The organism is Streptomyces halobius, from assembly GCF_023277745.1.
GTDB classification, from domain to species: Bacteria; Actinomycetota; Actinomycetes; order Streptomycetales; family Streptomycetaceae; genus Streptomyces; species Streptomyces halobius.
This window is the reverse complement of sequence record NZ_CP086322.1, coordinates 6,746,234-6,764,819: the sequence shown is the minus strand read 5'-3', so window position 1 is coordinate 6,764,819 and position 18,586 is coordinate 6,746,234. Positions and strand designations below refer to the sequence as shown.

Annotated in this window: 17 protein-coding genes and 2 pseudogenes; 15 read left to right on the top strand and 4 right to left on the bottom strand. The window is 67.1% G+C overall.

All coding sequences use genetic code 11. The features are described 5' to 3' along the window. The first annotated feature begins 192 nt into the window (after positions 1–192). The 14 genes and pseudogenes from asnB to K9S39_RS30625 form a co-directional block, all read left to right on the top strand. The gene (gene asnB / locus K9S39_RS30690) at positions 193–2,187 is read left to right on the top strand and encodes an asparagine synthase (glutamine-hydrolyzing) (protein WP_319949595.1); all 1,995 of its coding nucleotides are present in this window, start codon (positions 193–195) and stop codon (positions 2,185–2,187) included. Positions 2,188–2,248: 61 nt separating this feature from the next. Beyond that, on the top strand, positions 2,249–3,103 hold the full coding sequence (locus tag K9S39_RS30685; protein WP_248866588.1) for a TauD/TfdA dioxygenase family protein: 855 nt from the start codon (positions 2,249–2,251) through the stop codon (positions 3,101–3,103). After that, a complete protein-coding gene (locus tag K9S39_RS30680; RefSeq protein ID WP_248866587.1) occupies positions 3,100–4,722 on the top strand; it encodes a GMC family oxidoreductase in 1,623 nt (540 codons plus the stop codon). The genes K9S39_RS30685 and K9S39_RS30680 overlap by 4 nt, the downstream gene beginning before the upstream one ends. Next, positions 4,719–5,222 (top strand): GNAT family N-acetyltransferase, encoded by a 504-nt coding sequence (locus K9S39_RS30675; protein WP_248866586.1) that lies wholly within the window; start codon positions 4,719–4,721, stop codon positions 5,220–5,222. Before K9S39_RS30680 ends, K9S39_RS30675 begins: the two co-directional genes overlap by 4 nt. Then, the gene (locus K9S39_RS30670) at positions 5,215–6,186 is read left to right on the top strand and encodes a DMT family transporter (RefSeq protein ID WP_248866585.1); all 972 of its coding nucleotides are present in this window, start codon (positions 5,215–5,217) and stop codon (positions 6,184–6,186) included. Before K9S39_RS30675 ends, K9S39_RS30670 begins: the two co-directional genes overlap by 8 nt. Next, positions 6,183–7,442 carry an ATP-grasp domain-containing protein gene (locus tag K9S39_RS30665; protein WP_248866584.1) on the top strand — a complete coding sequence of 420 codons (1,260 nt, stop codon included), beginning with the start codon at positions 6,183–6,185 and terminating at the stop codon, positions 7,440–7,442. Before K9S39_RS30670 ends, K9S39_RS30665 begins: the two co-directional genes overlap by 4 nt. 42 nt (positions 7,443–7,484) lie before the next feature. Next, positions 7,485–8,867, top strand: a complete 1,383-nt coding sequence (locus K9S39_RS30660) for a hypothetical protein (protein ID WP_248866583.1) — start codon at positions 7,485–7,487, stop codon at positions 8,865–8,867. A gap of 7 nt (positions 8,868–8,874) precedes the next feature. Further along, on the top strand, positions 8,875–9,573 hold the full coding sequence (locus K9S39_RS30655; protein WP_248866582.1) for a class I SAM-dependent methyltransferase: 699 nt from the start codon (positions 8,875–8,877) through the stop codon (positions 9,571–9,573). A 37-nt stretch (positions 9,574–9,610) separates the two neighbouring features. Beyond that, positions 9,611–10,897, top strand: a complete 1,287-nt coding sequence (locus tag K9S39_RS30650; RefSeq protein WP_248866581.1) for a diaminopimelate decarboxylase — start codon at positions 9,611–9,613, stop codon at positions 10,895–10,897. Beyond that, a complete protein-coding gene (locus tag K9S39_RS30645) occupies positions 10,894–11,724 on the top strand; it encodes a 2,3,4,5-tetrahydropyridine-2,6-dicarboxylate N-succinyltransferase (RefSeq protein ID WP_248866580.1) in 831 nt (276 codons plus the stop codon). The genes K9S39_RS30650 and K9S39_RS30645 overlap by 4 nt, the downstream gene beginning before the upstream one ends. A gap of 3 nt (positions 11,725–11,727) precedes the next feature. After that, complete coding sequence (locus K9S39_RS30640) at positions 11,728–12,939, top strand: aminotransferase class I/II-fold pyridoxal phosphate-dependent enzyme (protein WP_248866579.1); 1,212 nt, start codon at positions 11,728–11,730, stop codon at positions 12,937–12,939. A 2-nt stretch (positions 12,940–12,941) separates the two neighbouring features. Continuing rightward, positions 12,942–14,330, top strand: a complete 1,389-nt coding sequence (locus tag K9S39_RS30635; RefSeq protein WP_248866578.1) for a M20/M25/M40 family metallo-hydrolase — start codon at positions 12,942–12,944, stop codon at positions 14,328–14,330. Between the two features lie 121 nt (positions 14,331–14,451). After that, positions 14,452–14,907 (top strand): GNAT family N-acetyltransferase, encoded by a 456-nt coding sequence (locus K9S39_RS30630; protein ID WP_248866577.1) that lies wholly within the window; start codon positions 14,452–14,454, stop codon positions 14,905–14,907. Between the two features lie 173 nt (positions 14,908–15,080). After that, positions 15,081–15,416: pseudogene (locus K9S39_RS30625) on the top strand (dienelactone hydrolase family protein); the annotation flags it as partial. Positions 15,417–15,491: 75 nt separating this feature from the next. On the opposite strand, the pseudogene K9S39_RS30620 reads toward K9S39_RS30625, so the two are convergent. Together K9S39_RS30620 and K9S39_RS30615 are read right to left on the bottom strand one after the other, a co-directional pair. Continuing rightward, positions 15,492–15,638, bottom strand: a pseudogene (locus K9S39_RS30620) (transposase); the annotation flags it as partial. Positions 15,639–15,675: 37 nt separating this feature from the next. Beyond that, positions 15,676–16,077 carry a hypothetical protein gene (locus K9S39_RS30615; protein WP_248866576.1) on the bottom strand — a complete coding sequence of 134 codons (402 nt, stop codon included), beginning with the start codon at positions 16,075–16,077 and terminating at the stop codon, positions 15,676–15,678. Between the two features lie 975 nt (positions 16,078–17,052). Here K9S39_RS30615 and K9S39_RS30610 point away from each other — a divergent pair. Then, positions 17,053–17,406, top strand: a complete 354-nt coding sequence (locus tag K9S39_RS30610) for a hypothetical protein (protein WP_248866575.1) — start codon at positions 17,053–17,055, stop codon at positions 17,404–17,406. Positions 17,407–17,522: 116 nt separating this feature from the next. Here the strand turns inward: K9S39_RS30610 and K9S39_RS30605 are convergent, their stop codons facing one another. Then, entirely contained in the window at positions 17,523–17,702 is a 180-nt protein-coding gene (locus tag K9S39_RS30605) for a hypothetical protein (RefSeq protein WP_248866574.1), read from the bottom strand. 229 nt (positions 17,703–17,931) lie between these two features. Further along, a complete protein-coding gene (locus tag K9S39_RS30600) occupies positions 17,932–18,510 on the bottom strand; it encodes a Uma2 family endonuclease (RefSeq protein ID WP_248866573.1) in 579 nt (192 codons plus the stop codon). Between the last annotated feature and the right edge of the window lie 76 nt (positions 18,511–18,586).

Below are 18,586 nucleotides of genomic sequence, written 5' to 3'. Positions count from 1 at the left end.
TCGAGGGGCGCTGGCCGTGGTGGCTGGCCTCACAGCCCCACTGGCCGGAACGGGTTCGAATGACAGGGGCTGGGGCCGGGCGACCGCCGCCGACATCAACGACACCGGCTGGGGTTACTGATGATCTTCGCGTGATGTCGCACCTCGGTAGCTGATTGCCGCAGGCCGGGGCCGCCGTGCCAGCGACATCACGTGGCGAAGTTCAGTAGTCATCAGGGGGAGGCTGCCCCGGGAAAGCCGCTCGGGCGTCTTTCCTACCTTTTCTCTCTTACCGATTCCGCTTTCTCGTTGCGCTCCACCCTGCTCATTTTCGGCGGAGGTGGACAGCGTGCCCCAGGAGATGATCTAGTGAGTGGCTTGGTGGGCTGGATTGATTTTCGTCATGATCTGAGCATGCAGGAAAGTGTCATCCATGCGATGACGGACGCGATGCAGACCCGTGGCCCTGACGCCAAGGGAACCTGGATTTCCCAGAATGCCGCACTCGGCCACCAAGCCCTTATCGCCTCCGAAGTCCCGGCCGAGCAGCCCCTTCAGGAGCGAATCGGAGCGGAGACGGTGGCCGTCGCCGTCGCGGGAGAAATCTACAATCTGCCGGAACTCGCCCGTGAAATCGAAGGCGCCGGTGGGGTCCTCAAGACCGGCGCCTGCCCGGAAGTTCTCCTCCAGGCATACCTGCTCTGGGGTGACCGATGCGTGGACCGTGTCAACGGCGCCTTCGGATTCGCGATCTGGGACGGACGAACTCGAAAGCTCCTGCTCGGCCGCGACCGTCTGGGTGTCAAGCCGCTCTACTACTACGAATACCCTGGCGGCATTCTCTTCGCATCCGTTCCGAAGGGCATCATGGCCAATCCGCGCTTCGAAGCGCGGCTCGACCTCCATATGCTCCCGGTCGCCCTCCAGCCTCGACTGGCCCTGCCCGGCGAGACACCACTGACCGGGCTCCGCGAGGTACAACCCGGACATGTGCTGACATACACGGAGTCCGGTCTGACGCGACGCCGCTACTGGCAGCTGACCAGCGAACCCCACCGCGACTCCTTCGACGACACCGCACGCCATGTCCGGGATCTGCTGGACGACATCGTCGGCCGCCAACTGATCTCGGCCGGGCCACTCAGCAGCATGCTCTCAGGCGGAGTCGACTCGACGTCGATAGCGGCGCTCGCCGTCCGCCGACTACGCCAGGACGGCGCCGACCGGACCCTCGACACCTACTGCGTGCAGTTCGAGAGCGACCTGGCGCACTTCGTGGCGACCGAGCTGCGCCCGGACATCGATGCTCCCTACGCGGCAGCCGCCGCCGAGTACATGGGCAGCCGCCACCACACCCTCACCGCCACGGTGCAGGACCTGCTGGACGTTATCCCAGCCACCCGCAAGGCCCGTGACCTCCCGGGATGGGGCCAGTTCGACGCATCGATGTACCTGCTCTTCCGTCAGATCCGCAACAACTCCACCGTCGCGCTGACCGGTGAGGCCGCGGACGAAGTCTTCGGCGGCTACCCGTACTTCTTCAAAAAGGACGTGTTCGAGCACGGCCACTTTCCCTGGCTCGGAGACGGCCCCAGGCTCTCGCGCCATCTCTCCCCGGAACTGACCGCACTGATCAAGCCGGAGGAGGACGAACTCGCGCGGTACTCCCAGCTGATGTCGGACGTCCCCCGGCTGCCCGGCGAGGACGCCGAGAACGCGCGGATGCGGGAGATCTTCTACCTCGGCCTCTCCGGGCCGCTCGCTGTCATCCTCGACCGCAAGGAGCGCATGAGCGCCTCGCTCGGCCTGGATGTACGGGTGCCGTTCTGCGACCACCGGCTGATCGAGTACGTGTGGAACGTACCGTGGGCCATGAAGTCGCGGGGCGGCGTGAAGGGCCTGCTCAAGGCGGCCATGGCGGATGTTCTTCCGCCGAGCACCGCCAGTCGGAAGAAGAGCGCCTACCCGCACGTCCAGAATCCGTCCTACGACCGGACACTCGTCCGCGAGGCGTCGTGGATCGTCAACGACGAGGCATCTCCCCTGGCCGGAATATTCGATACCGCGAGGATGAACGGGCTCATCCAGCAGATCAGCGCCAACGCGATCCGTTCGGAGCTGCCGGGCGGATCGAACCAGGCCGCACTGCTGATCCAACTGGTAGAGCTGCACAACTGGGTCGACGAATACGGGGTGTCGCTCGGCTGACGCTCGCCGGAGCACCTCGTGAGCACCTCATCCCCCGTAGGAAACCCAAGGGAGATCCTTCATGCTTGAGCTCGTACCCATCACCGACGGTATCGGCACTGAAGTACGCGGAATCGACGTCGCGGGCGACATCTCCGACCGCGATTTCGAGCGTGTCTACAAGGCATGGCTCGACACGACGATTCTTCTGTTCCGGGGCCAGACCATGACCCCCGCGCAGCACATCGCGTTCACCAAGCGGTTTGGCGAGATATACATGTACACCCGCTCGCGGTTCGGCGACGGCGAGCACCCCGAGATCCTGATCCTGTCGAATCTCAAGAAGGACGGGAAGCCGGTGGGCTCGGCGTACAGCGGCCGTGTCTGGCACAGCGACGGCCACTTCCTCACCGATCCGCCGGTCGGCTCGATGCTGCACGCCCGTGTGGTGCCGCCGGTCGGAGGCGACACCTGGTACGCCAACATGTACGCCGCCTACGACGCCCTGCCCGAGTCCGTCAAGAACCGCGTCGAGAACCTCAAGGTCATCATCAGCCGGGTCCAGTCCCGTCCGTACAACTACCCCGACCGCCCGGCGCCCACCGCCGAGGAACGTGCCGAGTGGGGCGACGTGCCCCACCCCGTCGTCCGTGTCCACGAGGAGACTGGCCGCAAGGCCCTCATGGTCGGCGGCAACGTACCGTGGCGGATCGAGGGGATGTCCGAGGAGGAGAGCCTCCCCCTGGTCACATTCCTCCAGGAGTTCGCTGTCCAGCCCCAGTTCACCTACTGCCACAAGTGGCAGCCGGGCGACATCGTCCTGTGGGACAACCGCAGCGCGATGCACCGGGCGACCTACTACGACGATGTCGCGCACACACGCCTGATGCACCGCACCACCATCTCGGGCCGTCGGTCGGCCTCCGTCGCGGCGTGAGCGGGTCGGTCATGAAGACGCACGACTACATCATCGTCGGTGGGGGCGCCGCGGGCTGTGTGCTAGCAGGGCGGCTCACCGAGGACCCGTCGATCAGTGTGCTGCTGCTTGAGTCGGGCAGCGAGCGGCACAGCCCGCTCCTCTCCATCCCGGCGGCCGAGACGGTGCTGATGGGCAATCCGAAGTATGACTGGTGTTTCGAGACGGACGCCGATCCGACCATCGCAGGACGCAGCGTGCGGATTCCCCGAGGCCGGCTCCTCGGCGGGTCGAACGCCATCAACGGCATGATCTACGTCCGCGGCCAGAAGGAGGACTACGACGACTGGGCGGCGCTCGACAACCCCGGCTGGTCCTGGGCGGATGTGCTTCCCTACTTCAAGAGCCTTGAGCGCGCGCCCGAGATCGGCGGCGAGAACCGCGGCCGGACCGGCCTGATCTCGGTCGGTCTCCCGCGTGAACGAGACGAACTGTGTAACGCCTTCCTCGAATCGGCCGTCAAGGCCGGCTATCCGGAGAACCCGGACTACAACTCCGGTGACCAGGAAGGCTTCGGCTACTACCAGGTCAACCACGCGGAGGGGCGCCGCTCCTCCGCGGCCGGCACCTATCTGGAGCAGGCCCGGCAGCGCCCGAACCTGACCCTCCTGACGGAGGCGCACGTCGGCGGACTCCAGTTCGCCAGCAAGCGCTGCACCGGTGTGGAGTTCCGGCATAAGGGCGAGGTCCATCGGGCCGTCTGCCGCCGTGAAGTGATCGTCAGCGCGGGTACGGTGCAGTCGCCGCAGCTGCTGGAACTCTCCGGTATCGGTTCGGCGGAGACCCTCGCCGCCGTGGGAGTGCCCGTCGTCCACCACCTCCCCGGTGTCGGCGAGAACTTCCGGGACCACTTCGCCGCCCGGCTGCGCTGGCGGGTGCGGCAGCCGATCACCTTCAACGAGCGGTCCCGTGGACTCGGCCTGGTCCGGGAGGTCGCCGAGTACGTACGCAACCGGCGCGGGCTGCTGAGCCTGCCCATCGCCCTGGGTTACGGCTTCGTCAGGTCCGCGGAGGAGGAGACCCGCCCCGATATCCAGTTCCACTTCGCCCCGGCCAGCTACGGCGCCGGATCGACCCGGCGTCTCGACACCTCCCCCGGCATGACCGTGGGCGTGTACCAGCTGCGTCCCGAGTCGAAGGGTTCCATCCACATCCGCTCCCGCGTCCCGCTGACGCCGCCCGCGATCCGGCCGCGCTTCCTCGACACGGAACTCGACCGGACCACGCTCGTGGCCGGCATGCGGATCGCCCGGCGAATCGTCGAGGGGCCCAGTCTCGCCCCCTACCGCGAGTACGAGCTGACGCCGGGCCGCGGGGTCCGGACGGACGAGGAACTGCTGGCGTACGCGCGCGACCACGGCGACACCTCGTACCACCCCGTCGGCACCTGCCGTATGGGCAGCGACGCCGACGCCGTGGTTGACCAGCGGCTGCGTGTGCACGGCGTGGCTGGACTGCGCGTGATCGACGCGTCCGTCATGCCCACCATCGTCTCGGGCAACACCAACGCCGCCAGCCTCATGATCGGCGAGAAGGGCGCGGCCTTGGTGCTGGAGGACCACCGGAAGGGGGCCGCATGACGGGGGACGTCACCGGAGCAGGGGTAGCCGACCGGTCGTTCACTGTCACCCCCGGTGACCCGGAAGAGCCGACAGTGGCCCGGATGCTGCGCCGGTCGGAGGAGTACGCGCACGAGCTGTACCCGGTGGAGAGCGTCCACATGCTGCACGTCGAGGAACTGCGCTCGCCGTCCGTACGGTTCCTGGTGGCCCGTGCCAAGGCGTCGGGCGCCCCGCTCGCGTGCGGGGCCGTGGTGCTGTATCCGGACCGTACCGGCGAGATCAAGCGGATGTGTGTCGACACTGGTGCCCGTCGGCAGGGCGTAGGCGCCCAAGTGCTCGCCGCCCTTGAGTCGGCAGCTCGCGTCGAGGGCGTCCGCACCATGCGACTGGAGACGGGCGTCGCCCAGCCCGAGGCCATCGCCCTGTACCGCACCTTCGGGTACGCCGAGCGCGGACCCTTCGGCTCCTACCGTGACGACCCTCTCAGCATCTTCATGGAGAGGCACCTGGATGACTGAGACGAAGACCCGCGCGGAGTCGGAACACGCTCCCGGGGTTCCGCCCAAAAAGGGCTCGTCGACACTGGGAATCGCCTATGTCTCGACCTTCCTCGTCCTAGCGAACGCCAATGCGGTGTTCTCCGGGAATCTGCTGCAGAGCATGCATCCGTTCACGTTCCTATTCTGGAGCTTCTTCGTCAGCAGCGTGTTCTTCGGAATTCTGCTGGTGGCACGGAACGGGCTGCGCGCACTGAAAATCGACAGACGGTCGGTCGTACCGCTGCTGATCCTGAATACGACCAGCGCCTTCAACTGGATCGGCTACTTTTATGCACTGCATTTCATCGAGCCGGCCATCGTGAGCGCAATTATGGGTGGACTGGGTCCGCTGTGCACTATCGTTTTGGAGCGTTTTCTGCGCAAGCGGCGGTTCTCCGGCTGGATTTATGTGCCGGCCACCGGCGTCCTGCTGGGCGCCGGGCTGCTGGCCTGGGCCTCGTTCACCGGGCAGTCAGGGCTCAAGGACGTCAGCGTCGCGGCCTCCGTGGTCGGACTGCTGGCCGCGGTGGTCGGCGGTGTTTCCCAGGCGCTGAACACCGTGGCCACGAAGCAACTGGCGGAGCGGGCGTGGAGCGCCACGCGAATCATGACGCACCGTTTCCATCTGCTGCTCCTCGTGGCGGCGGGGCTCGCCCTGGCCGGGCCCGGTCTTTCGGTCGGGGGTACCTCGCAGGCCGGTCTGCTCGCGATTGCCACCGTACTTGGAGTCATCGCGCCCCTCTGGCCGCTCCAGCGCGGAATCATCCTTTCCGAGCCGTTCACGGTGGCCGCGCTACTTTCGCTGGCCCCGATCCTGACCTATCTGTTCCAGGGATTCGACGACCGGATGGACTGGTCCGTCGCATCCGCCGCCGGATGTGCCGTGGTCGCGGTATTCACCGTCTACGGCACGCGAATGATCCACAAGGGGAAGCTGGAGTGAGCGCGACAAAGCAGAAGGTACTGGTAGTGGTCGACGGATATTCTTCCGGATCGCAGATGCCGGCCGTCATGGCCGAGCACGGCTGGAGGTGTATCCACGTATCCGCCCTGAGCAATGTTCCTCCTTACTATCAGGCCACCTTCGACCCGGATGCGTACATCGATCAGTTCGCCTACGAGGGCGACGTCGCCGGTCTCGCTCGGGCGCTGGAAAGTTACGGCCCTTCGGCTGTCCTGCCCGGCACGGAGAGCGGGGTCATCGTCGCCGACCTGCTGGCCGACGAGCTCGGACTTCCAGGGAACGACCCGGCGGACAGCAATTCCCACCGGGACAAGTACGAAATGCACAACCGCCTCAAGAAGGCGGGACTGCGCAGCATGGACCACTTCCTGGGCCGGGACTTCGAGGGGCTCCTCGACTGGGCACGGACCGGGAACTGGCCGGTGGTTCTCAAGCCCCAGGCGAGCGCGGGTACGGATTCCGTGACCGTCTGCAAGGGTGAGGCCGAACTGGAAACGGCGTTCCGTCGTCTCTACGGAGCCATCAATCAGATAGGTGAGCGCAACGATGCGGTGCTCGCCCAGCGCTTTCTCACTGGGCAGGAGTACTTCGTCAACGGAATCAGCGGGAACGGTAGACATGTCATCACGGAGATCTGGCGCACGGACAAGATCCAGGTGCCGGGCGCGGGACTGATCTACGACCGCAGTGTCCTGCTGGACCCCACCACGTCCGAGACGCGGCCGATCGTCGAGTACGTCCACGGAGTGCTCGACGCGCTCGGCATCCGTTGGGGTGCCCACCACACGGAACTGATGGTCGGCAACGAGGGCCCGACGCTCATCGAATGCGCCACGCGCCTGTCCGGCGGGCTCAACCGCCCCGCCGCGAACTACACGGTCGGCATCAGCATGCTCGACCTGGTCGCGAACCTGGTCGTCGAGGGCGAGGCGTACGCCGGGCGATTCGCCGGAATGCAGCGGAACCACCGGTACCCGCTGTGGCAGGTCCAGTTCATCTCCGGCCGGACGGGCGTGGTGAAGGAGTCCTTCTACACCGAACTGCTCGCGACGCTCAGCAGCCGGACCTGGCTCCAGAAGGCCCCCGCCCCCGGCGACCGCGTGGACGTCACCACCGATCTCTTCTCCAGTCCCGGCATCGTCTTCATGACTCATGCCGACGTCGCAGTCCTCCAGGACGACCACGCGACCATTCGTGAATGGGAATGCGAGAACAGACTCTTCACGCTCAAGTAGCCGACGGTGACCGGAACATGCTTCCCCAGAACGGGAAACCCAATGTCTGAAGAATTCGCAGTCGATCGCTTCGATTACGCGCACAACCTCGACAAGGCGGGCACCTATCACAAGCACCGCAGCCCCTTCTGGCCGCCCTCCTCCAGCTACGAGATATCGTGCCTGAATTTCGCGGAGCACACCCCGGATTTCGGACCTGACTTCCTGCGCAGCCTCACCGTGCTGAAGTCCGCGGTGGAGGCGGAGTGGCAGAAGGTCAAGGAGATCGGTATTCCCGCTCGCCGCCGCTTCAACGACCCGCAGCCCATCGCGGACGCCATGCGCGCCGTCGGCGCACACCTGCCGGGTGAAGACGACCGCCGAGCCGTCACCCTCCGCGCCGCCGCCGTCCAGGACGGCTACAACGACGAGACTCTCAGGCAACTCGCCACTCTTGAGGAGGAGTTCACCGTCGTATCCGGCCAGATTTCCACCTGGTACGGCAAGGAGGTCAAGGGCCTCCCGACGGCATTCGCCTGCCGTCGAGACGCGAGCGGCCAGGCCCTCGTGGAGCGGGCCCTGGAGGACCGGGGCGAGGTTGAGGGGTACCTGCGGGGCCTCCATGCCGATCTCCGCCTCGGCGACGTGCCGGCGTTCGGCGCGACCCACCTCTTCCACATGGCGGGCGAGGGGAACCTGCACCCCAAGCACATCGCCTACTTCCTACCCGAGGACGAAGGCGTCAAGTACTCGCCCTTCAAGAAGACGTTCTACTTCGGCAACACGCACCGTGCGCTGCTGAAGAACATCTCGGCGCCGTTGGCGGCCCGTTACGTGGACACCACTACGAAGTTCAACCCGAGCGACAAACTCTTCGACGCCATCCCGGTGCTGGGCGTGCTCAGCCACGAGCTGGGCCACTGCGTGCACCGTCCGGCCACCGACTACAAGGGCCTGAACGCGGCCGACCGCTGGGCCTCCGTCGTCCTCCAGGAGGTCGCCGCCGATGTCTTCGGCATCGTGATCCTCGCCGATGTATGGGCACCGAAGTTCGGTCTGGCGCCGGCCGACGTCATCGCCTACTACCTGGCGGAGTGCCTGCGCTACGTCGACCGTGGCCTCGGCCACTTCCCCGACAGCGACGGCATGCTGCTGCAGCTGTCGTACTTCGTCCAGTTGGGCGCCCTCTTCCTCGACGAGGAGAACGGGCCCCGCCTGACCGGTGATTCCGAGGCCGTCCTGGCCGGCCTGCGCTCGCTGGCCCGGGTCCTAGCCGACACGCTGCTCGCCGACCGGGCCGACGCGGCGGTCTCAGTGCACCGGAACTTCGGTCCAGCCGCAGACGCCCCGCTGCGGGCGCTCGTCGCCGAGCTGCGCCGACTGCCCGCCAGGTCGGTCGAATACACGCAGGAGCACATCCACACGACCGACGGCTCCGCCGCCTAGGAGGACGATGATGATCGAGGAAAAACAGAATCTCGATGTGGTCCGCGAGTACTACACCGACCTGCGACCTGCCTACCAGGCCGACGAGACCATCTACGCCATCTGGGAGCGCGGCGGGGCCTTCAACGACTCCGTCACCCCCTCCACGTATGTCCCCGAGTACCGGTCTCACATACTGCTCAAGCTGATGTCGCTGACCGAGAAGGGCGCGAGCGTCCTCTCTCTCGGGTGCGGCAACGGCTTCGTCGAGGGCGACCTGGCCGCTCAGGAGCGCTCGGTGCGTGCGATCGACGTCAACGAGGAAGCGGTCGAACTCACCCGGAAGAAGGGCGTCGACGCCTTCGTCGCCGACTACTACGCGCTGCGGCCGGAGGACGTCGCCGGGGCCGACGCGGTCTACGCGGACGGGTTCCTCGGTCACCTCTTCGACGCGGGGGACGAGATTCGGCCCGCGCTGCGCAAGTTGGTGAGCCTCAACCTCAAGTCGGGCGCCCACCTGGTGTTCTCCAACGACGCCCCGTTCGACCGTGATGCTGCCTTCGAGCCGCACCAACGTGTCCAGGACTTCTGGTTCCTGTCCAAGGACTACCTCCAGGAGAGCCTGGCGTCCTTTGGGTTCTCCTCCGTGGAGAGCTATTACTTCCCGTACCTGCGCCCCATCAGCGGAATGCGGAATCGCACCATCTGCGTCGTGCGCGTCCCGTAGACGACGCGTCCAGGTCCGGAAGGAAGGAGGGGGAACATTGCCCATTTCGGATGGGTTCGCCCGAAGGCTTCTGCCGATACTCAAGGAGATTGTCGCCGCGTACGGCACTCCGTTCCACATCTACGACGCTCGTGGCATCACCCACACCTACCGAGGCATGGTGGAAGCCTACGCGAGCGTACCGATGCAGCAGTACTTCGCCGTCAAGGCCCTGCCGAACCCTGCCGTACTGTCCCTTCTCCTGGCCGAGGGAAGCGGCCTCGACTGCGCTTCGCCTGTCGAGCTCGAACTGGCCCGTCGGGTCGGCGCGGTCGGGGACGACGTGGTGTTCACGTCTAACAACACCTCGCTTGCGGAGTACGAGCAGGCACTCGAGGCCGGGGCCCTGATCACATTCGATGACCGGGCCTTCTTCAAAAGAGTGCGCACCCTGCCTGAGACCGTGGCCTTCCGGGTCTCACCCCACGGCCTGGCGGCCGGTTCGGCCCTCATGGGGGACGCCGCCCACACGAAGTTCGGCGTTCCCGCCGGGGAACTCGTCGACGTCTACCGGGAGGCCCGTCGTAGAGGAGCAACCCGCTTCGGCATTCACGGCATGATCAGCGCCAACGAGTTGGACGTCGACCGGGCCGCGCGGGCCGCGGTCGACGTGATCGAACTGGGCGCCCGGGTGGCCGCCGCGGCAGACATCACACTCGACTATGTCAACATCGGCGGCGGCCTGGGCATCCCGTACCGGCCCGAGGACAAGCCGTTCGACTTCACCGCCTATGCGGACGCCGTCATCCAGGCACGGCGGCGCTGCTTTCCCGGAAGCGGGCCCCGGATCCTGATGGAGTGCGGACGCTATGTCACAGGACCCCATGGAATCCTCGTGACGCGCGTCATCAACCGCTCCCGTAAGGCACGGGAGATCGTCGGACTGGACGCGTCGATGTCCGCGCTCATGCGACCGGGATACTACGGCGCCTACCACCACCTGAGCCTGCCCTTTGTTTCAGGGCGACCCGAGGTGCGCGTCGACGTGGTGGGCGCGCTCTGCGAGAACATGGACAAGTTCGCCGTGGACCGGCCCATGCCCGACCCAGCGGTCGGAGACCTCGCCCTCATCCACGACACCGGCGCCCACGGGCACTCCATGGGTTTCACCTACAACGGGCGGCTGCGGCCGGCCGAACTGCTGCTGACCGACGATGGGGACATCGTCGAGATCCGACGGGCAGAGACCTTCGACGACTACCTCGCCACCGCCCGCTGGCAGCCGCAGCCCGTGCTGTCGCGCGGCGGGCCGGCTCCCACACAGGAAGCAAGAGAACCGAAGTGAGCAGTGCGAACATCAGGACACCGATCGAGGACGCCTTCAAGCGGCGTTCCGACCTGACCGAGGCGGAGCTCCTCGCCCTCACCCCGCACATCGAGTCCGGTCTGGCGGCGCTTGACCGCGGTGAGCTGCGGGCGGCCAGTCCCGTGGATGGCTCCTGGGTGGTGGACACCTTCGTCAAGAAGCTGATCCTCCTATCGTTTCTGACGCACCGCAACACGGTGGTGAAGGGCGGCCCGGGACAGCCCCGGACCTTCGACAAGGTTCCGCTCAAGTTCGAGGACTGGGACGAGAGCGACTTCCAGAAGTCCCGGGTCCGCGTCGTACCAGGCGCGGTGGTCCGGCACGGCGCCCATGTCGCGCCGGGTGCCGTACTCATGCCGTCGTTCGTGAACATCGGCGCCTACGTCGGCGCGGGGACCATGATCGACACATGGGCCACCGTCGGCTCCTGCGCACAGGTCGGCGAGCGCTGCCATATCTCGGGCGGTGCCGGTCTGGGCGGCGTACTAGAGCCGATCGGCGACGATCCCGTCGTGATCGAGGACGAGGTCTTCGTCGGGGCCCGCAGCGAGATCGCCGAGGGCGTCCGGGTACGGCGCGGCGCGGTGATCGGCATGGGCGTCTTCCTGGGCCGCTCGACGCCGATCATGGACCGGGCGACCGGCGAGGTGTGCTACGGGGAGGTGCCGGAGAACGCCGTGGTCGTCGCTGGCGCCCGCGCCGACCGCGACCGGCCGAACATCTCCGTCTACTCGGCGGTGATCGTCAAGTACGCGGACGAGCGGACACGCGGCAAGACGGCGCTGAACGACCTGGTGCGAGACTGAGCGATGAGCAGCCCTGTCCGCAGCGCCTTCGCCCGTCTGCGGGAACTGCTTGATGGCGTTTCCCCGCCCGACGGGCTCGACTCCGTCCTGTTGCATCTCGGGGAGTCCCGGCTGGCGGCACCGGCGATCGAGCCGGCGCTCCTGGCGGAGCCAGCGGGCTGGACCCGGTACCCGCAGCTCGGCGGCTCCGCCGAGCTGCGGGCCGCGTACACCGGCTGGCTTCAGCGCCGGTTCGGGGTACGGGAGAGCCTGGGCGACGGCAGGACCGCGGTCGAACCGACCCCCGGCACGAAGCAGGCGGTGGCCGTGGCGATCGCATTGGCTGCGGCGCGGCACTGGGGGGCGGGCGTCCCCTCCGTCGTCATGCCGAACCCCTACTACCCGACCTATCCCGCGGCCTCGGAAGCGGTGGGTGCGCGCCCGGTCTTCTACACGCTGGACCGGCCGGGAGACATTTCACCCGTTGAGGCGTCCGTACGCGCGGCCGGCGGACGCGCGACGGCGATCGTCGTGTGCAACCCGGGCAATCCGCGCGGAGAGATCCTCCCGCCCGACGCGCTGCGCGCGCTCGCCAAGACCGCCGCGATGGCGGGGGCGTGGCTCATCGTCGACGAGTGCTACACAGACGTGTCGTACGGGCGGCTGCCACCCGGATATCTGTCCCTGGTCGCCGACGACAGCGTCGAGCCCGTCCCGCACCTCGTGCTGCACAGCCTCTCCAAGCGGTCGGGAGCACCAGGGCTGCGCAGCGGGTTCGCCGCGGGCGACCCCGCGAGCGTGGCGGCGTACGCCGCCTACAACCGGGCGTGCGGTGTATCGACACCCGCGCCCGTCAACGCCGTTGCCGCTGCCCTCTGGACGGACGACGGGCATGTGTCCGCAGCGCGGTCCGGCCTGGCGGCCAACTGGGCGCTGGCGGACGAGCTACTGCGCGACGTCTCCGGCTACCGCCGGGCGGACGCCGGATTCTTCCTCTGGCTTCCCGTGGCGGACGACGAGGAGACCGCTCGTCGGCTCTGGCGGGAACAGGCCCTCACCGTCATGCCCGGCCGGTATCTCGCCGACGAGGGGGCGGACGGGACAAATCCCGGTGCGGGGCATGTACGGATCGCGCTCGTCCACAGAGAACCGCTGATGCGCGAGGCGCTGACCCGGCTACAGGACGCCCAGGCATCTGCCGCGACCGCCGGGCCCGCCCCGGCCAAGGAGCAATGATCGTGAGCACAACGGAACCACAACACTCACCGGCCTCTCCGCCTCCCGGGGCGACCGGATCCTCGGCGGTGCCGGGGACGTCACCGGTGTGGATCGCGCAGCGGCTCATCCGGTTCAACACGGTGAATCCGCCCGGTGACGAGGCCGAGTGCGTCCAGTGGATACGCGGTGTGCTCGACGGCGCCGGTATCGAGACCCGGACCCTGGCGTCCGACCCCCGCCGCCCCAATCTCGTCGCCCGGTTGCCCGGCCGCGGGCTTGAGCCGCCGCTGCTGCTCCATGCGCACGTCGACGTTGTCCCCGTCGAGGGTCAGGCATGGACCCGGCCGCCCTTCGGGGGCGAGATCGTCGACGGAGAGCTCTGGGGGCGCGGGGCCGTCGACATGAAGGGGCATCTCGCCATGATGATGGCGGCCCTACTCCGGATGCGGGCCTGCGGCGACGTGCCGGCCGGGGACGTCGTCCTAGCCGTCATGCCCGACGAGGAGACCGGCAGTACGGTTGGTGCCCGCTTCCTCGTCGAGCGACATCCGGAGCTGTTCGCCGGGGTGCGGTATGCGATCGGCGAGGACGGCGGGGCCGAACTCGGGCTCGGCCGGTACGCGCGCCTGCACCCCATCGTGGTCGCCGAAAAGCGCACGTGCTGGGTGCGGGTGACGCTGCGCGGGCTGGGCGGGCACGCCTCCCGTGTGGCCTCCGGCAGCGGAGCCGTCAACAAGCTCCGTAGGCTGCTCGAATCGCTCGCCGACGGCGGGCTGGGCGTCGAGCACACGCCGGTCGTGGACCGCATGCTGAAAGAGCTGGCGAACGCTTTGCCGCCGGACATCAGCGAACGGGTCGATGCTTTCCGGATCGACCCCAGGGACCCGAGCGTCCTCGACGGGTTGGACGAGTCCACCGTCCGATACCTCCGCTCGATCGTCCAACACACCGTCAGTGTCACCGTGCTGCGGGGCGGCACAGGCACGAATGTGCACCCGACGGAGATCACGGTCGAACTCGACGGCCGTGTGCTGCCCGGCGACTTCACCACCGAGGAGTTCATTGGGCTGCTGCGGGAACGGGTCGGACCGGAGCTGGAACTGGAACTGTTCGTGGAGGGTGAGCTCAGCCCGCCGCCGCGACTCGACACTTTCTACGACAGGCTCGCCAACGTGCTCAAGGCCAAGGACCCGGACGGCGTGCCGCTGCCGATCGTGACCACCGCCTCCACCGACGCCCGTCTCTTCAGCAGCCGACTCGGCATCCAGTGCTTCGGATGGATGCCCTTGCTGCACGAACCGGAGACGGTCTACCGCGACCGGCTGCACTGCCCTGACGAACGCATCGCTGTCTCGGCGCTCGAGTTCGGGGCGGATTGCTTCCACACGCTGCTGTCCAGCGCCGGGTGACGGGTGCCGGGTGACGGGTCGAACTCGCCGAACGCCCCGAAGAGCACCCCCGACCTCAGGCAGGATGGGCAACACGACGGAGCACCCGCGGCACCGAGAGTCCCAAGGAAGGGCAAACGAAGTGAAGATCGTGGTAGACGACTTGTCCGGCCCGGAGATCGCCCGGTTCCTCGACGAGCACGTCCAGCAGATGCGGTCCGTCACGCCGCTGGAGAGCAAGCACGCCCTCGATCTCGACGAGCTCCGCAGGCCGGAGATGACGTTCTGGTCCGTCCTGGACGGCGACACCCTGGTGGGCTGCGGCGCGATCAAGGGGCTGGACGCGGGGCACGCGGAGCTGAAGTCGATGCGCACCACGCCGACACACAAGCGGAGCGGGATCGCATCCCTGCTGCTGGAGCACATCATCGCAGAGGCCCGGCGCATGGGGTTCACTCGGCTAAGTTTGGAGACCGGCGCCGGAGAGTTCTTCTTGCCCGCCCGGAAACTGTACGAGAAATTCGGGTTTTCCTACTGTGCGCCATTTACGGGCTACCGACCTGACCCAAATAGCGCATTCATGACAATGATGCTCTGAGCTGAGGGTGACACAGGCGCGCGCCGACTTCATGCCTGCTGACAGATCAGTCCAGAGGACGGTTGTCTTCCCCTGTCCCGTCTCTCGCAACGTTCTCGCTGTCTCACGTGACCTTGTTGGATTCGCGGCTGGTCTCAGGTGACGTTGTCGCAGTTGGCCGGGGCGGAGACTGGCGCGACGGCGTCAACCTACGCGCGATCGGCACAGTCAACGCACTGACCACAGGCCGACGGGGCGAGACGGCGCGCATCCGCTGCCCGGTGTGGGCCGGGGTCGGGTCGGAAGACCCGATCATGCCGCCCGCCCAACGGGACGCGTTCACCGCAGAGATGCAGGCCGCGGGCGTCGACTGGCGCCTCGTGGTTTACGGGGGAGCCCTTCACGCCTTCCACCATCCACCGGTCGACCACACCGTGCGTCCCGGCGTCGGCTACCACCCACAGCACGCGCAGCGAGCCTGGCACGACGTCATCGACCTGCTCACCGAGTGCCTGCCCGTAACGGAGTGATCTGGTCAGCAACCGCGATTCCGGGCCGCGAACCAGGCCGGTAGACCGCCACCGGCTCCGGTTTGTGGGACATCACCATGGTGAGCCGGTGCGGTATTTCCACGCGATGGCTTCGAGAGTCCGGCGATGGTCTGCCCAGCGTCGTCCACGGGCCGGATGAGCCGGCATCAACGGCTCGATCCGGTCCCACATCGCATCAGTGATCAGCAGCCGGAGAGACACATCCGATCAACCAACCAGCCCATCAAAGAGACACGCTCTAGTCCCGCGGTGCCGTACCGCTGTGCTGGCGCGCCTCTGTTGTCAGCCGGGCCGCCGAAGCGAGCGTGCCGGGTCCGAAGAGCATGAGCCACAGGGCGATCATGTCGGTCTCTGTGGCGATGAAGTACGTGGTCAGGCTCACCTCTGCCAGCAGGACAGTGAGCAACCACCGCACCAGGGCCGTGTGTGATGAGCGTGCGAAGGGGGGAAAGACGGCCAGTGCGACACCATAGGCACTGACGGCGACCAAAATCGCCACCGGGCCCAGCAGGAAGGTGAGCAAGAGAGCGCCCAGGGAAATAGCAGCAATGGCCCAGCTGAGTCTCTTCAAGGGGCCCTGGGCTCCCATAGCCGTGATAGCGCCCCCCAAGCCGAGCAATGCGGCGATGGTCAGCAGCACTTCTTCTCCTGATGATTTTACTGAGTTCTGTGGATCGATATGAGCGGGGGCCCGCCCGCATCTTCCGCGAGAGATCCCGAAGATGCGGGCGGGCGAAGATCAGACCATTGACCGTCGGATCACGGTTGTGTTATCTGGGGTTACGAAAACGTAACGAAGTGGGAACAAAACGACTACTCGGCAGGCATGGCGACAGAGGGTAGGAAGAGGCCCGGCCGCAACGTCGCTGGAAGTGCGTGACCAGATGGCCGGGCGCGTCGCCTGGCGCACGCTACTGCGCTCGTTCGCCCACGGGCCTGCTCTCCAACTTCCCCCAATTCACCGCTGGTTCATGCCCCAGATGGTGACATAGGCCAGGCTGCTCCCCGGCGCCGTCCAGGTGACCTTCATCGACATCGACTCCACCCACAAGTGGGAGTTCGGCCGCGCCAAGCAGGGCGCCCAAAACGGCCGGTTCAAGGGTGGCAGCGGCAGATCGCCTGGCACTCCCAAGTCATGCGCTACGGCATCGAAGACCTCCGCTCGGCGCCTCCGGGAGACTTCGCAAGCTACCCCGATGACCTCATCGGCCCGGCACGCGAGGTGAGATCCGGTCATGAACGCGGTCGAGGTCTGAAGGCGCCGTGATGTCTGCGGATGGCCAGTCCGGCACGGTCAGCTCAGGCCACTGCTTCTGTCACCGCGCCGCCTTGGCCTCATAGACCGACCGCGGGGCAAGCACCGGGTTCGGCCGACACGCCGACGAGGCGTTCTCGGACTCGACAACATCTTGGACCCGCTTGATCAACATCTGTTGCCCGAACTCGGCATCAACCGTTCTCGCGTTACACCGACGAAGCCACACTCCCCCACCACAGGCCACCTGGCCGCCTTCGCCGCCGTACCCGCAGCCACCAGCTACCTGATCGGCGACTGGCCAGGCCTGGTCGCAGGCGCCTCGTCCTGCGCCTGCTCCTGTATCCGCAGCTCGCCTGGATGAGCCTGCTCGCCGAGCACACCTGGTTCAACCCCGAGCCCCGCACCGGTGCCCCGGCCTGGGGGGAGGCCGGCCGCTGCCTGCGCCTGTACCCACGCAACCGGCTCCTGGCCTGTATCGCCGCAGTGACCTGGCTCCCATACGGAGACCTGCACCACTACGCCCACTCGGCCCACCCGAGCGTGCGCTGGTCCTACCTGCCGGCCCTTGAACGGCACCTGGGCGAACCGCACTTCACGCCGGGCAGCCTGCTCCTCGGCCCCGGATCCGTCGCCGGCCGGCACTTCGCCGCACTCCAAGCCCTCCCCTCTCCCGCACCAGCGCCTCCACCGCGGCCGGTGTCTGCCGCTTGAGCCGACAACGAAAAGCTGCCCGGACCTGACCTCAGGTCCGGGCAGCTTTCTGTATCCGTCGGCTCAGCTCGTCATCCGGCATGTGGTGACGGCCGTACCGACCACGAGCAGGATGATCAGTTCTCGTTCGGGTTCTTGCCGACCAACGCGGTCAGCAGCTCGACGATCTGCGCCTGATTGCGGTCCATCTTCGTCTCAAGAGCGTCGAACTTCGTTTCAAGGGCGTCGAAGCGAGCGCTGACCTTGGTGAAGCCGTCCCGGACCTCACGTCGGAGCGCGGCCTGTCCCTCGATCACGGCCGCGAAGTTGCCGCCCGACTGCACCTGCAGCGCTTCGACGCGGTCTTCGACCGCCTCGACACGGCGGGCCAGTGCATCGAGCTCGTGTGCGCGATGGGGTCCTCGGCCACGCGGGGCACTCCTGCCAGATCATGAAAGTCAGCGGTCATCAGGCGCTCCACGATATCGCGCCAGCTGACAGCCGGACTCCCCCGTTCGGCCCAGCAGGCCAGCAGGGGGTTGGGGCTCAGCCTCTGTGCTGCGGCTGGGCAAGCCCGGCCGGGTCGATCTCGAAGAGGAACGGCTCCTTGATGCGGGTCACGGTGCCCGGCAGGGCGGTCGCCGTTTCGACGTACCGGCCGCCGTCCAGCTCGCTGACGATCAGGCGCGGGGCCGGGTCGAACTCCAAGCGCCAGTAGTGCGGGACCGCGGCCTCCGCGTACAGCAGGGGCTTGAGCTTGCGGTCCATGATCTTGTTGCCGGGTGAGACGAGCTCGACGACCAACTGCACCGCGTCGGCGTCGATGCTGACGCCGTCCTCGGCGGTCGCGCCCACGTCGGCGACGACGATGTCCGGCACGACCAGGCCGGACGGCAGGATGACGTTGATGGCCTCCAGCACTTCCACCGGAGCGCGGGCAGCACGGGCGGCCGCGTCCAGGGCGACGTGGAGCCGGAAGCTTGCGCGCTGATGGCGCAGGCCTGGGGCGGGGGACATCACGAGCGACTCCCCCAGCAGCTCGTAGCGGACGGTCCGGTCTTCGGGCAGGCCCAAGACGTCCTCGACGGTCCAGGGCCCGTGGTGCGTAAAGCTGGCAACGCTCATCCCTTCACCTCCATCACCTACTCACAGTCTGGCCTGCCACGACAGCCAGTGTCTTCTGTTCCACCTCCGTCGACGG